12 protein-coding genes are annotated in these 14136 nt (G+C 40.9%); 8 read left to right on the top strand and 4 right to left on the bottom strand.

Features of this window, described 5'->3' with window-relative positions; all coding sequences use genetic code 11:
- The first annotated feature begins 5 nt into the window (after nt 1-5).
- The 5 genes from IF202_RS07000 (at nt 6) to IF202_RS06980 (ending at nt 7253) form a co-directional block, all read left to right on the top strand.
- Entirely contained in the window at nt 6-1139 is a 1134-nt protein-coding gene (locus IF202_RS07000; RefSeq protein WP_191594171.1) for a siderophore-interacting protein, read from the top strand.
- Nucleotides 1140-1397: 258 nt separating this feature from the next.
- A complete protein-coding gene (locus IF202_RS06995; RefSeq protein WP_191594170.1) occupies nt 1398-3620 on the top strand; it encodes a TonB-dependent receptor in 2223 nt (740 codons plus the stop codon).
- Between the two features lie 9 nt (nt 3621-3629).
- Complete coding sequence (locus tag IF202_RS06990; RefSeq protein ID WP_206705411.1) at nt 3630-4400, top strand: ABC transporter ATP-binding protein; 771 nt, start codon at nt 3630-3632, stop codon at nt 4398-4400.
- Nucleotides 4397-5338, top strand: coding sequence for an ABC transporter substrate-binding protein (locus IF202_RS06985; protein WP_191594169.1), 942 nt, complete (start codon nt 4397-4399; stop codon nt 5336-5338). The genes IF202_RS06990 and IF202_RS06985 overlap by 4 nt, the downstream gene beginning before the upstream one ends.
- Nucleotides 5331-7253 carry an iron ABC transporter permease gene (locus tag IF202_RS06980; protein WP_191594168.1) on the top strand — a complete coding sequence of 641 codons (1923 nt, stop codon included), beginning with the start codon at nt 5331-5333 and terminating at the stop codon, nt 7251-7253. Before IF202_RS06985 ends, IF202_RS06980 begins: the two co-directional genes overlap by 8 nt.
- An 86-nt stretch (nt 7254-7339) precedes the next feature.
- On the opposite strand, the gene IF202_RS06975 is transcribed toward IF202_RS06980, so the two are convergent.
- The 3 genes from IF202_RS06975 to IF202_RS06965 all read right to left on the bottom strand — a co-directional run bounded on the left by IF202_RS06975 (nt 7340) and on the right by IF202_RS06965 (nt 8759).
- Nucleotides 7340-7654, bottom strand: coding sequence for a helix-turn-helix domain-containing protein (locus IF202_RS06975; RefSeq protein WP_191594167.1), 315 nt, complete (start codon nt 7652-7654; stop codon nt 7340-7342).
- 245 nt (nt 7655-7899) lie between these two features.
- Nucleotides 7900-8241: a zinc ribbon domain-containing protein YjdM gene (locus IF202_RS06970; protein ID WP_191594166.1), complete on the bottom strand. Its 342-nt coding sequence runs from the start codon at nt 8239-8241 to the stop codon at nt 7900-7902.
- Nucleotides 8242-8333: 92 nt separating this feature from the next.
- Nucleotides 8334-8759 (bottom strand): VOC family protein, encoded by a 426-nt coding sequence (locus IF202_RS06965; RefSeq protein ID WP_191594165.1) that lies wholly within the window; start codon nt 8757-8759, stop codon nt 8334-8336.
- A gap of 146 nt (nt 8760-8905) precedes the next feature.
- Between IF202_RS06965 and IF202_RS06960 the strand changes: the two genes are divergently transcribed.
- Genes IF202_RS06960 through IF202_RS06950 form a run of 3 tightly spaced genes read left to right on the top strand, consistent with a single transcriptional unit; the run spans nt 8906 to nt 13322 of the window.
- On the top strand, nt 8906-10279 hold the full coding sequence (locus IF202_RS06960) for a DASH family cryptochrome (protein ID WP_191594164.1): 1374 nt from the start codon (nt 8906-8908) through the stop codon (nt 10277-10279).
- A complete protein-coding gene (locus tag IF202_RS06955; RefSeq protein ID WP_191594163.1) occupies nt 10276-11775 on the top strand; it encodes a cryptochrome/deoxyribodipyrimidine photo-lyase family protein in 1500 nt (499 codons plus the stop codon). The genes IF202_RS06960 and IF202_RS06955 overlap by 4 nt, the downstream gene beginning before the upstream one ends.
- Complete coding sequence (locus IF202_RS06950; protein WP_191594162.1) at nt 11772-13322, top strand: cryptochrome/photolyase family protein; 1551 nt, start codon at nt 11772-11774, stop codon at nt 13320-13322. The genes IF202_RS06955 and IF202_RS06950 overlap by 4 nt, the downstream gene beginning before the upstream one ends.
- Before the next feature lie 33 nt (nt 13323-13355).
- On the opposite strand, the gene IF202_RS06945 is transcribed toward IF202_RS06950, so the two are convergent.
- The gene (locus IF202_RS06945; RefSeq protein WP_191594161.1) at nt 13356-13874 is read right to left on the bottom strand and encodes a glycine cleavage system protein R; all 519 of its coding nucleotides are present in this window, start codon (nt 13872-13874) and stop codon (nt 13356-13358) included.
- Between the last annotated feature and the right edge of the window lie 262 nt (nt 13875-14136).

Genomic DNA, 14136 nt, shown 5'->3' with positions numbered 1-14136 from the left:
ACATTATGAACTCATATTCACTGATTACTGACATAGACCAAAAAATCGACATTATTGATCATGTGAATCAAGATCATCCAGAAGAAGTCTTAGCCATAGCAAAAAGCCAACACTCAGAAGAAGAAATATTGTCTGCGAAAATCTTAGATATTTTTCAGGAAGGTGTTCTACTTCACATACAATTCAATATCAAAACACCACCAAAAGAGACTTTTTTTCCTTTTCAAATAGAAGGTTCATTGGAAGACAAAATTTTCTATCTAGCTTACGCAGCGACGGTAAAACAAGGTCGTAATCTTACTAGTACTGGCAAACACTTTTTTGAAGTTATTAATAAGCAATACATAACCACAAACATAATTCGTCTTACGGTAAAAAGTACAACACCTCTCCCTGAATATTATCCAGGTTATGCCTATGCTTTTTTATTAAAAACTATTAAAAAACACTCTAACGAATCCACCACTAAAGTTCGAAAAAAATATAGAGTTAAAAACCTTTTGGATCGTTTTTTCATTTGGCTAATGAAACACCTCTCAAGTAAAAACCGCAAAAAATTACTCAAAGGAGCGAACAAGAATGTCCGCCCTTATACTTTACGTAAAACGTGGAAAAGTAGTGATCAAGCTACATTTTCAGATCAAGGACATATCGATATTTACACTCATAATGACACTCTAGGCAGCCAATGGGCTAAAGGGTTAAGTAATGGAGACTTAATTATGAGCCGTTCTGAATCCGCTGATAAACATTCACACTTAATCGAAGGTCAGGCTTTATTGATTGCAGATGAAACAGCTTATCCCGCTATAGCGGGTATTATCGAAGAATGGCAGAACCCATTGCCGCCTCAAATCATTATCATCAGTTCAGAAGTATGTGAACAAGACTATTTCAAAAATATCACTCTACCTGCAGGCTCTCAAATACATAAAATCATTTGTCTTCCTAAGCACCAAACTAATGAAGTCTTGAGTGTCATAATGAGGATAGAGAATATAGACGTAGTTTGGGCTGCGCTTGAAGGAGAATCAGCTAAAAGAATAAGACATCACCTCAGAAATGAACGAAAAATCCTAGGAAAAAACAACCACACCAGAGCTTATTGGAAAATCAAATCAAATCGAAAGTCTGCATAATCGTCTACATACATGAAAAATAAAACTGCATTAAAAGAATATAAACCCAGCTTTATTCAACCTGACCACAATATTCCCTCCGAGTGTAATCGAGAACAAACACGTATAAATGTTGTATAAATCCCCATAAACATCACATTTATAATTAATTATTGACGCTTTCTTGCAAATAAAATGATAATCAGTATCATTCTCACCTCTATTTATACACGTCCGGTTGATCAACGACTCAAATATACCGCTCCAACGAGGAATAACATGAATAAAAAAGCTGCTTTATGTGCAAAATTAACGCCCATTGCTTTAGCTCTATTTACCCATTCAGCGTATGCTGCCGAAAACTTAGACACTATGATTGTGACGGCCAATGGCGTAGATACCGCTATTTCTGATGTTGCTGCGACTATGTGGGTCGTTGATCAAGAACAAATTGAACGTGAAATCAGCACAGGTGCGGATTTAAAAGTTGCCTTAGGTCGATTAATTCCAGGTTACGACTTCGGTGGAGAAAGTAGGACGAACACCAGCCAAAACCTACGAGGTCGTACTGCATTAATTATGATTGATGGTGTTTCATTAAATTCCACACGAGCGGTCAGTCGACAATTAGAAAGTATTTCTCCTTTCAACGTTGCACGAGTAGAAGTACTTTCAGGTGCGACAGCGATTTATGGTGCAGGCGCTTCAGGCGGTATTATTAATATCATCACTAAAAAAGCGGAGTCAGGCGAAACTATCACTGAACTAGAAATTGGAGCTTCATCTGGTTTTAATTCCAGTGACACATCTGGTTTTAAGACCAGTGACGACTTGAGTAAAAATATTGCAGTGGCTGTTTCTGGTGGAAGTGAAAAACTTCGCGGTCGTTTATCTACTTCATACGAAAGCACAGGTGCAAATTACGATGCCAATGGCGACATGGTGTTACCTGATATTACGCAAACCGATCTACAATTTAATGACACTATCGATATCATGGGGAACGTTGAATATCAGCCGGATGATAAACAGCTTTTATCTGTCACAGCACAATATTATAAAAGTGCTCAAGACACTAACTATGCAGCAGACCTCGGAACAAACTCATTGGGGGCTCTTGGCTACGTAGATATAACCATCAGCGATGAATTAGATTTAGACATACAGCCAAGTACTGAACGTCTAATGCTAAACGTTCAGTACAGTAATGAAGATGTATTGGATCATAATTTTCTAGCTCAAACCTACTACCGTAATGAATCCATACAATTCTTTCCTTTTCCTTCTAATATAGCCGATGGTAGTGACCTTCTTACTTCTGCTACTTATGTATTTTCTGCTTCATTACAAAAAACGGAAACCATTGGCGCTAAAGTAGTTTTTAGCAAAGCGTTCGACAATATAAAACTGAATCATGGTCTTGATGCCCAACTAGAGTCTTCAACAGCAACATCGACATATTACGACCAAACAGCTACCAGCTCAGGAGGTTTAACCTTTAATAAACAAGGAGAAATCGATAGATATCCTGATATAGACACACAAAAAATAGGTTTATTTAGCCAAGCCGATTGGGGTGTAAATCAAGATTTGAAAGTCTCAGGTGGATTACGTTATCAATATGTTTCTCATGAGGTTAGTGACTTTGTTGGTACAGCCCAACAAATACTTCTCGATTACGGGTACTTAAGTAGTGCGGATACGATAGAAGGTGGCAAAACAGATTACAGTGAATTAGTAGCCAATATTGGTACTATTTACACAATAAATAACAACCAACAACTTTGGGCGAATCTAACTCAAGGTTTTGAACTCCCTGACCCTTCAAAATATTATGGAGTCGGTGAATATGATGGTAGTGGTAACTTGACCAGCAGTGTCAGTGTAGATGACAATTCATTAGACGCAGTCAAAACAAACTCTCTTGAGCTAGGTTGGCGTCTAAGTAAACCAAAGTATGACGTCCAAATTGCTACCTATTATTCACTTTCTGATAAAACGACCTCTTACGACTCGAGCACTTTAGCGATCATTGTCAATGATGACCAAAAACGTATCTACGGTATTGAAGGGCAAGCTAACTATCGCTTTACTGATAACTGGTATACAGGTTTTCAAGCACACTTAATCAAGAGCGAAACTAAATCTAATGGAAGCTGGTCAGCTTTAGCGGCTGAGACTGCAAGCCCTTCTAGTGCATTAATTCGTGGCGGCTTCGATAATTTCGATTACGGAGCGGAATTACAATGGCAAACACTTGCAGATTATTCTGATGACGCTGGTGAAGAGCTAAATGGTTATTCGTTAATGCACTTTAGTTCTTACTACGCTCTACCCTTCGGCAAAATTAGTTTTGGTATTCAAAACTTACTAAATAAAGATTACTACACTACATGGTCTCAGCGTGCGCAAATCTATTATGGTTCATCGCTCTCAGAAGACTTGTTTGCCTATAAAGGCACGAGCAGGACTTATGCCGTCAGCTATAACGCTGAATTTTAGGAGACACATTTGTTTCAATTTAATAACCTTTCCCTTCAAATTGGAGGGAATAAAATTCTACGAGGAATGACCGGAGAAATTCAAAAAGGCTCAATCACTGCACTGATTGGCCCGAATGGCTCTGGTAAAAGTAGCTTACTCTCTCTTTTGTGTGGGCTAACATTACCAACAACAGGCCAGATATCACTAAACGATGAATTATTAACAGAAATTAAGCGCAGTGATCTGGCTAAAAAACTGGCACTTTTACCGCAAAGTAACCCGGTTCCAGCCACATTAACCGTATCTGATTTGGTGACCTTTGGCCGCCACCCTCACCGCCCTTGGTATAAAAAGATGGCGAAAGAGGATAAAGAAATTATTGATTGGGCAATGATAGAAACAGGAATAAATTCTTATAGTGAGCGTTTACTTACAGATTTATCTGGAGGCGAACTACAGCGAACTTGGTTGGCTATGGTGTTAGCTCAAAATACCGATATATTGATGCTTGATGAACCAACTTCTTGGTTAGACATTTCCCATCAGCTAAGCTTGCTAAAAATCGTGCGACGATTAAACCAACAATATAATAAAACTATCGTCTGGATATTACATGACCTTAATCAAGCTCGCCAATTTAGTGATCGTGCGATTCTAATTAACGAAGGTCAAATTGTAAATCAAGGTAATGCAAAGGACGTTATAAACGCTAAAGACATCAGCAATGTTTACCAAACTCCCGTGAAAATGCATTCATTAGATGATCTACAGATTCTATGGCCAGAGGAACAAGTATGAAACGTTACGCCATGTGCCTAACGCTATTATTGAGTTTTTTCGGTAGCCATACATCCCATGCTGAATCTACTTCTGCATGCCTTAGCACCTGTATTGAGTTACCAAAAGCAGCACTTAGAGTGGTCGCACTGAATTGGACTGTAGCCGAAATGCTACTTACTTTAGACATAGTTCCTGTTGGTGTGACTCAAGGAAATGGTTATAGAAAATGGCAAACAAATCATCCTGCGCTACCTAAAACCGTCACTGAAATCGGCAGTCGTCAAGAACCAAATCTTGCTGCCATCGCAAAATTAAAACCAGACTTAATAATTGGTTACGAATTTCGCCATCGTCGAATTTTAAGTTCATTAAAAACTATTGCTCCAACACTGTTGTATCAACAATTCCCGAACGCTTTGCAAACCGAGTTCAGTTACTTCAAGCAATCTCAAGACGTGTTCTTAGAAATTGCAAAAACCCTTCATAAAACCCCAGAAGCGAAAGTAACAATACAGACGATGCATCAGCGTTTAGAAGAACTAAAGCAACAACTAACTGAAGCAGGGTTAGCCAACAGCCAAGTATCCTATGGAAAATTTGTTGGCATGGGTTATGGCCTAAGAATGTTTACAAACAAAAGTCTTGCTGGCGCAATCAGTAATCAACTGGGACTAGACTATTCGTGGCAAGATGGCTTACTTGGAAAAGACTTTACTCATCTTCAACTTGAACAATTACCGACATTAAAAAACAGCCACCTTATTTTGGCGGGCAATCAAGTGGACAGCGAACGCATGATGGAGTCTCCTGTTTGGCCTTTATTACCTTTCGTTAAGCAAAACAAATTTTCAGAAGTGCCTCCGTTATTCAGTTTCGGTGGTCCATTATCAGCAATTAAAATGGCCGAAGCCTTCACCCAGTCATTACTAACATGGCAGCAAAATCCACATGATTAAATCACTTTCGCTAAGCGGAGCTTTATTGCTTTTGCTGTTGTGCGGCTATCTTTTTTTTCCTCCTGTGATCAGTGATCAATATTTAGCTACAGCTATGTTCAATAACGTTTGGTTACCTACGGCGTTAATCGCGTTATTAACAGGTGCTTTGCTAGGTAGCTCAGGACTACTCATACAAACTACGCTAGATAATGACTTTGCCTCACCTTCAACATTAGGTATCGCTGCGGGCGCATTATTAGGCGCGGTATTAATACGAATTTTAATCCCCGAAGCGGGTTTGAACCTTGTATGGGCCGGTGCATTATTAGGCGCTATTTTACTTTCTTTGGCAGTATTGAGTGTTAGTCAGTTAATTGGTGGCGGAAAGCTGCCCATTGTATTAATAGGTATGGCATTAGGACTTAGCGCGGGTGCGCTGTCTTCTTTATTAATCATCTATTTTGAAAATCAAATGGATGGTTTGTTTCTATGGGGAAGCGGTCAGGTATTACAGACCAGCACATCGACGCTCCACCAAACGATTACACCTATCGTCATCAGTTTATTATTAAGTCTATTGATTTTGCCTAAATTGGCGCTTTTTTTACTTGGTGACACTCATGCAGCAAGCTTAGGTTTATCTGTCAAACCTTGGCGCTGGGCTGTTCTATTGCTTGCACTGATACAAGCGGCATTAGCTACATCTATTGTTGGAATGATAGGTTTTGTTGGTTTGATGGCACCTCATATGACACGATTGCTATTGGGTAAATGCAACTCTGGCGGACGCAATATCACACTTCAGTGGCTTTTAACCTTACTCATTGGAGCAATGTTAGTCTTGGTAGCGGAATGGTGTTCTAGAAGTTTATTGTTCTTGGGATATCGTTTACCGACTGGCGCATTTACCGCTTTGCTCGGCGCACCTTATTTTGTTTATTTGCTCTTCCAACGATCAGGACGAATACTCGCAGCCACCGAACGTCAAAGCATTGCGCTAAAACCTCTGCTGCACGTTTCTCCTGCTAAGATTTTAATCGGACTATTTCTATTTTTACTTATCACGCTGTATATCTGCTTGGAGCCTTTTAGTAATGCAGGCTCAGTGTGGATTAACCAACGTGTTTTATTGGCTGGATTAGGCGGCGTCGGTTTGGCGTGCGCAGGTACATTACTGCAAACCCTCTTCAAGAATCCAATGGCGAGCCCAGACATTTCTGGTGTCAGTGCCTTTGCTATCTTGGTCATTGCCTGTGTTTTGGTTATTTACCCTGCAGCCAATCAATTTATGCTGGTTATCGCCGCATTGATCGGCGCCGGCATGGTAATTGGTTTGTTATCTTGGGGGTTAAAGCAACAACTAAGCGTGTCTCAATTAGCCTTATTTGGTATCGTGATTACGGCATTTTCAGGCACGGCGACACAAATACTACTGACCTTTGGCAGCTCAACCGCATCCGTCACTATGATGTGGCTTGCTGGAACGACTTATGGCGCTTCTGTGGATCGAATTGTGCCGTTATCAATGGCACTTGTGTTAGCTGGTATTGTGATTCTGCCTTACCTTAGAAACCTTGATTTAATGCCGTTAGGAGAAATATTACCGCGCACTCTAGGTGTTTCTCTCAAAGGTCAACGCATCATTCTATTGGTCATTGCTGCGTTGCTCACAGCTATTTGCGTATCGAGTATTGGCGCTATCAGTTTTATCGGCTTACTTGCACCGCATTGTGCTCGTTTGCTTGGTTTGTATCGTCATATCCATTTACTTCCTGCTTCAGCGATGACAGGTGCGATTTTACTGATGTACGCAGACAACTTAGGCCGTAATATTATGTCGCCGAATGAAATTCCCGCGGGTTTGATGGTGTCAGTGATTGGCAGCGTTTATTTTCTCTTATTACTATTTATTGCTTACAGAAAGAAGAAATAACATCATTGTAAGTTTAACCTTTTATTACCTAGCTTCTGGCACTAAATGGTTAAACCTACCGAACTCTTCACTCCGAAGAGTTTTTCTTACTGTCCGCTTTTACCCACAAGTAAGTAACACGCCATGTGTGGCTGAATCGGAGCGAGGCTGGATTTGATTCCAAAAGGCTTAAAGACTTTGTCTATAATGCCTTGGGCTTGGCTACCTTTGTTTTGCTCTATATCGGTTAAAGTACGACGACTGACACCAATAAATTCGGCATAGCGAGTTTGTGAGACGCCTAAAATATTTTTACGAAGATATTTTAGTAATTCACCTTGGCTGATTTCCCCCAATATGTGCTGCCTCAATAGATCTATTAACAGAGCCTGACGCTGATCTTCTGTCATTTCTATTTTCATATGAAATCGCCTCAATATGAGCAAAATATCACTCAAATATAGCGAATAATTATAAAAATGGGAAATATATAGCTCAAAAATCAAACAGCCAATAAAAATGAGCGTTATTCTACTCATTTATTATATGTAAATATCAGCAATCGATGTTCCAATAGAGGAAAGAGGATAAAGGTAGGAAATGGAAAGCCAGATAAACGAATTACTTCTTTCTTATCTGGCTTTATTCTTAAATTATGCGAAACACGTTACGCAGACGCTTTTTTCACGAATTGAGATTTAAGCATCATGTCACCAGCACCATCCACTTTACAATCGATATCGTGGTCGCCATCAACAAGGCGCTTAATCGTTGCTTTGGTACCGATCTTCAAAACCTGCGAAGAACCTTTCACTTTTAAGTCTTTCGCTAAAGTCACTTTATCACCTTCTTGCAAAAGCTTACCGCTCATGTCTTTGATGACGAGAGCATCTTCATCCACTTCAACTTCATTGGGGTTCCACTCGTGAGCACATTCAGGACAAACTAACATTGTTTGATCTTCATACACGTATTCTGAATTACATTTTGGGCAATTTGGAAGACTCATAGCTATCAATACCTTTGATACAGATGGAGAAAAATTTCGCGCATTATACCCCTATTTTTGCTGTGGTTTTTATCTCAGATAAAAATATTTATTTATCCATCAATTCGCTTCGCCATTGGATGATCGGAGTTCAGTTGTAATAAGTCCCACTGATTACCGTACAAGTCTTCAAACACAGCGACCCAACCATAGTCTTGCTCTTTTGGCTTACGCACAAAGTGAATACCTATACTGACCATACGATCATAATCACGCCAAAAATCGTCCGTATTAAGAAAGAGAAATACTCTGCCACCCGCTTGATTACCAATAAAATCATGTTGCTCAGGCTTCGATGCACGCGCCAACAGAATTGACGCTCCAGTTGAATTAGGTGGTGCAACAACAACCCAACGTTTGTCTTGTTCCGGTTGATAGGTGTCTTCCACCAAATCGAATTTTAATTTATTAACGTAAAAATCAATGGCGTCGTCGTAATCTTTAACGACCAATGCGATGTGGACAATGTTTTGTTTCATGACGTTTCTCATTTTGATCGGTGTTTTCTTCCTTCAAGTATGATTTATCTATAACGCGAAAACATCGTTTATTCGAGAAGCACTAAACCAATACCCTCTTTTGTACGTATCAGTTTCAAATAAGACAATAACTCAGAGGTGTAACAATGAAATTGGGGCTAGTTTGGTTTGGCAATGACTTACGTTGCACAGATCAAAAAATGCTGTCACTTGCTGCACAAGAAGTCGACCAATTAGTGTGTTTATATTGCGATGAACCTCAGCACAAACAACCTAGCCGATATGCAACACAAGGCATGTCAGCGCTGCGTCGTCGTTTTTTAGACGAGGGTTTAAACAGCCTTGCTACAGAGTTAGAAAAGCTCGGGCAAACGTTATTTGTTAGCCAACATGACGTGGTCACCAGCATCACCCTGCTGTTGAATGAACTGCCTATTTCTCATCTTTACTGCAATCATAACAGTGGCTGGAACGAGCAACAAAGTCTGGAAAAAATAGCCCATGATTTTGCTGATGTGCACTTTCATATTGAACATGGCTTAACTTTGTTTGAGCCAGAGCAACTTCCTTTCACCTTTACTTCTTTAGTGACGACGTCGACTAAAAAGCCAGAACAAGAGTACGGATTTCCGAGTTGTTTTTCCAAATTTCGTAAATTGGTTGAGGTATTAGACCCGCCGCTGTCGTCTCCACACGTAACTCAGTTACCCATGGTGTCAGAGTTGCTTTTGAAACTTTCCCTGCCTCTGATTCGACCATGGAAACCGAAACCAGTAACATCAATACCTACATTCGCAGGAGGTGAAAAAGCGGCACGACAGCAACTCAATCATTATTTCTCTACCAATTTAGCCAGTCACTATAAAGAGGTACGAAATGCCTTAGACGGTTGGGGGAACTCGACTAAGTTCTCTCCTTGGCTCGCTCAAGGCAGCCTTTCACCAAGACAAATAAAAGCCGCACTGACGCAATACGAAGAGAAATACGGGGAGAACGAATCGACTTACTGGATTTATTTTGAGCTGCTGTGGCGTGAATATTTTCAATGGTACGCCACGTATTACGGTAAACAGCTTTTCTTGGTCGGTGGTTTATCCAATGCAAAAACACACGGCAGTTTTTACGCAGAACGTTTCCGTAAATGGTGTGAAGGGAATACGCCTTATCCCATTGTGAATGCGTGCATGAAGCAATTGAATCAAACGGGGTTCATGAGTAATCGTGGCCGTCAAATTGTAGCCAGTTGTTTGGTCCATGAACTGGCGATTGATTGGCGTTATGGCGCTGCGTATTTTGAAGAAAAGCTCATTGATTACGATGTGGCATCGAACTGGGGTAATTGGCAATACATCGCAGGTGTTGGTGCGGATCCACGAGGTGGCCGTCGCTTTAATTTAGAAAAGCAAACAGAGCAATATGACCCCAATCACCACTTCATTCATAAATGGCAAGGTCATCATTACGATAGCCAACTGGATTCTGTGGATGCGGCTGACTGGCCAATTTCACCTCAAGCATGACAATAACGACTCACCAAACTAAACCGGTAGTTGTCTGGTTCAAACGGGATCTGCGTCTTACGGATCATTTGCCTTTAGCCAATGCAATACAGCAAAATCTGCCGATTATTTTGTTGTACATTTTCGAACCTGAATTGCTATCAGATCCACATTATGACGAACGTCACTGGCGATTTATTTGGCAATCATTAGAAGATATTAATCAACAACTTGTTCAGCATGGCGGGCACGTTCAGATTCTCTTAGATGAGCCATCAAAAGCCCTTGAAAAGCTTCATTTAGACACTCAATTTGAAACGCTTTTTAGTAGCGAAGAGGTAGGTTTAGGCGTTACTTTCGAGCGAGACATCCGTATCAAAAGCTGGTGTCAGCAAAACAACATTGTATGGAACGAGTCTCCAACAGGTGCGGTTATTCGCCCATTGTCGCATCGAAAAGATTGGGATAAGGCTTGGCAGCAAGTTATGCGAGCGCCTATTGTCGACATCGATCTTAATGAGATGTTATGGCACCCAATCACACCAAACTCCCCAGAAGTGCCAGACAGCTGGAAACAACATAAAAAAGGCATGCAAACAGGTGGGCCAAGCCTTGCGTGGCAAACCTTAGACAGCTTTTATGCTGGCCGTGGTAAAGACTATTACCGTTCGATATCCAGCCCTCTTACGAGCCGATCAGCGTGTTCGCGGCTTTCACCTTACTTAGCTTGGGGAAACATAAGTTTAAGAGAAGTCTATCAAGACCTTTTATCACGCTGGAACACAACAGGCTGGCGGCGAACATTGATTGCGCTGAGCTCTCGTTTACATTGGCATTGTCACTTCATGCAAAAATTCGAAAGCGAATGTCGCATGGAATTCCATCCCGTCAATCGAGCTTACGAGCAATTCCCCCATCGCCAAGACGATAAAATACCGATGGATTTACTCGCTTGGCAACAGGGTATGACAGGCTACCCTATGATTGATGCTTGCATGCGGGCATTACAAGCAACGGGTTATATTAATTTTCGCATGCGCGCCATGTTGGTTAGCTTTTTATGCCATCACTTAAATATTGATTGGCGTTTTGGTGTGCATCACTTGGCCCGTCTTTTTCTCGATTTTGAACCTGGCATTCATTACCCACAATTTCAGATGCAAGCGGGGATGACAGGCACCAATACCATTCGTATTTACAACCCAGTAAAACAAGCTCAGGACCAAGATCCAGACGGCCAATTTATTCGTCGCTGGGTGCCTGAACTTGATGAAGTCCCGGCGCCGTTAATTCATTCACCATGGGAGATGTCGCCAATGGAAGAAGCCTTGTATCAATGTCATATTGGTGACGATTATCCTGCACCGATTGTGCCTCTCGCAGAATCCGCAAAAGCGGCACGAGATCGTTTATGGGGCTATCGCAAAAATCCAGACGCCCAACAAGAAAAGCAACGCATTCTCGCCACACACGTTCGGCCTTCTAAGAAACCCAAAACGACAAGGAAATCTTCATGAATCGCTATCACACTTTACGCGTTATTTTAGGTGATCAATTAAATGCTGGGCATTCCTGGTTCAAACAACGTGATGATGGCGTATTGTATTTGATTGCTGAGCTGCACCCAGAAGCAACTTACGTTAAGCATCATATTCAAAAACTGTGTGCGTTTTTTCTGGCAATGGAACAATTTTCTGATGTATTGAAAGACGCTAATCATCATGTGCGCTATCTCACTTTAGACGATACCGAAAAGCAAACATTAGAGTCGTTAATCCTCACCATTTCAAAAGAAGAAAATATTTCCTGCATTCAACTCCAACGACCAGACGAACATCGCGTTTTAATGCAATATCAGACTCTGATTGAACATACTGAACAGAAAATCGAAATGGTCGACAGCGAACATTTTTTATTACCATTCGAGGATATTCCGACATTTTTCAAGCCAAAACACAGTGTGCGTATGGAGAATTTTTACCGAAAAATGCGCCAACGTTTTAATATCTTGATGGATAAAGAGGGGCAACCTGAAGGTGGGAAATGGAATTATGACAGTGACAATCGAAACAAACTAAAAGCACAAGACATCGGTGAAATCCCTCAGCCTTTATGTTTTCAATACGATGTACGCCATTTACTCGAACGTATAGAGCGTCATGGCATTTCATCAATGGGTCGTGCAGAAAACGAATTACTTTGGCCTGTTAATCGACAGGGTGCGCTGCATTTATTAGAGTATTTTTGTACGCACCTTTTGCCTAATTTTGGACGCTTTCAAGACGCTATGACCAGTAAAACACCACACAGTTGGAGTCTGTATCATTCACGTTTGTCCTTCGCCTTGAACAGTAAATTAATCAGCCCAAAACACGTTATAAAAGCCGCGATCACCCGCTACAAGAACAGCAATGATATCGATATTGCGCAGATCGAAGGTTTTGTTCGACAAATATTGGGTTGGCGTGAATACGTCCGTGGCATGTATTGGATCAATATGCCGGATTATCGAGAACAAAATGCCCTTAACGCACAGCGAGATTTGCCCGATTACTTCTGGAACGGTGACACTAAGATGCATTGCCTTACCAGCGCCATTGGACAGTCTTTAGATTACGCTTACGCTCACCACATTCAAAGACTCATGGTGACAGGTAACTTTTGCTTATTGACGGACATTGAACCAAATCAAGTTGATGAGTGGTATTTGGGGATTTATATCGATGCATTAGAGTGGGTAGAGTTGCCGAATACTCGAGGCATGAGTCAATTCGCAGACGGCGGTTGGGTGGCGTCTAAGCCCTATATCGCGAGTGGCAGTTACATTAATAAAATGAGCGACTACTGCACGTCTTGTCATTACAAAGTAAAAGAAAAAACAGGTGAACTGTCTTGTCCGTTGAATAGCTTATATTGGCGCTTTATGGTGAAACACCGAGAACGCCTCGCGAAGAATCCTCGTATCGGCATGATTTACGGTAATTGGGACAAACAAAACGACGCGCAGAAGCACGCCGTATTAGAAAGAGCAGAATGGTGTGTAGACAATATTAATGCTCTTTAACTAACACCGTCATTCAGCTCTTTCATTAACAAGTTAAGCGAACTGGCTTACTGATAATTCAACCATAAGGTCACTGCTGATACCTTCCAGCGCGATCTCTAATTCCGACAGTGGGAGGTTATCTGGAACGACCAGAACCATTTCTGTTTTAAACAGCATATCGGAGCTCATCGGTGCCGGTTCGCAAAATGTTTTCAATTCTTTGACGTTCACCATTAAAGAATGTAGAACTTGAGAGACTTCTTTTACTATGCCTGCGCGGTCATTCCCGACAACAGATAAAGACAGCGTCGAACCTTCCACAACATTATTTTGTGCAATTTCAATAGTGACACTGAGGCCCAATTTTTCGAAATCACGCAGATCGTTGATTAATGCATCTTGATGAATAATGGGTACAGATAACGTTAAAATGCCTGCAAACTTATCAGCTAAATGAGCCATTCGGCTTTCTAACCAATTACCATGGTGACGAGAAATAGTATCGGAAAGGCGATCAACAATTCCTGGACGATCATCTCCAATAAAGCTTAAGACTAGATGTTGTGACATAAGATTCTCCATCCATTATTTTTAGTGTTATAAAAAAGAGTGACTTAAAACAACAAACTGCTTCATCAGTCTAGACTACGGCAATTAGATTAAAGTGCCAAGCAAGCAAAAAACACCACATAACTCACTTATCTTTTCCTATATTTTTCACCATCACAGAGAATAAATTAATAATTCTTTATTAATCAATTAATTATAATTATAAAACCATATATGGTAATCGAACCACCATATATGGCTTCACTTTGGAGTAGCTCTTTCC

This window comes from Marinomonas colpomeniae, assembly GCF_014803385.1.
Taxonomy (GTDB): domain Bacteria; phylum Pseudomonadota; class Gammaproteobacteria; order Pseudomonadales; family Marinomonadaceae; genus Marinomonas; species Marinomonas colpomeniae.
This window is presented reverse-complemented; position numbering and strand designations above follow the sequence as displayed.

Coding starts and splice junctions, on each gene's coding strand:
- IF202_RS06945 (WP_191594161.1), bottom strand. CDS start 13,874: ATGTCACAACATCTAGTCTTAAGCTTTATTGGAGATGATCGTCCAGGA.
- IF202_RS06995 (WP_191594170.1), top strand. CDS start 1,398: ATGAATAAAAAAGCTGCTTTATGTGCAAAATTAACGCCCATTGCTTTA.
- IF202_RS06960 (WP_191594164.1), top strand. CDS start 8,906: ATGAAATTGGGGCTAGTTTGGTTTGGCAATGACTTACGTTGCACAGAT.
- IF202_RS06975 (WP_191594167.1), bottom strand. CDS start 7,654: ATGAAAATAGAAATGACAGAAGATCAGCGTCAGGCTCTGTTAATAGAT.
- IF202_RS06965 (WP_191594165.1), bottom strand. CDS start 8,759: ATGAAACAAAACATTGTCCACATCGCATTGGTCGTTAAAGATTACGAC.
- IF202_RS06980 (WP_191594168.1), top strand. CDS start 5,331: ATGATTAAATCACTTTCGCTAAGCGGAGCTTTATTGCTTTTGCTGTTG.
- IF202_RS07000 (WP_191594171.1), top strand. CDS start 6: ATGAACTCATATTCACTGATTACTGACATAGACCAAAAAATCGACATT.
- IF202_RS06950 (WP_191594162.1), top strand. CDS start 11,772: ATGAATCGCTATCACACTTTACGCGTTATTTTAGGTGATCAATTAAAT.
- IF202_RS06955 (WP_191594163.1), top strand. CDS start 10,276: ATGACAATAACGACTCACCAAACTAAACCGGTAGTTGTCTGGTTCAAA.
- IF202_RS06985 (WP_191594169.1), top strand. CDS start 4,397: ATGAAACGTTACGCCATGTGCCTAACGCTATTATTGAGTTTTTTCGGT.
- IF202_RS06970 (WP_191594166.1), bottom strand. CDS start 8,241: ATGAGTCTTCCAAATTGCCCAAAATGTAATTCAGAATACGTGTATGAA.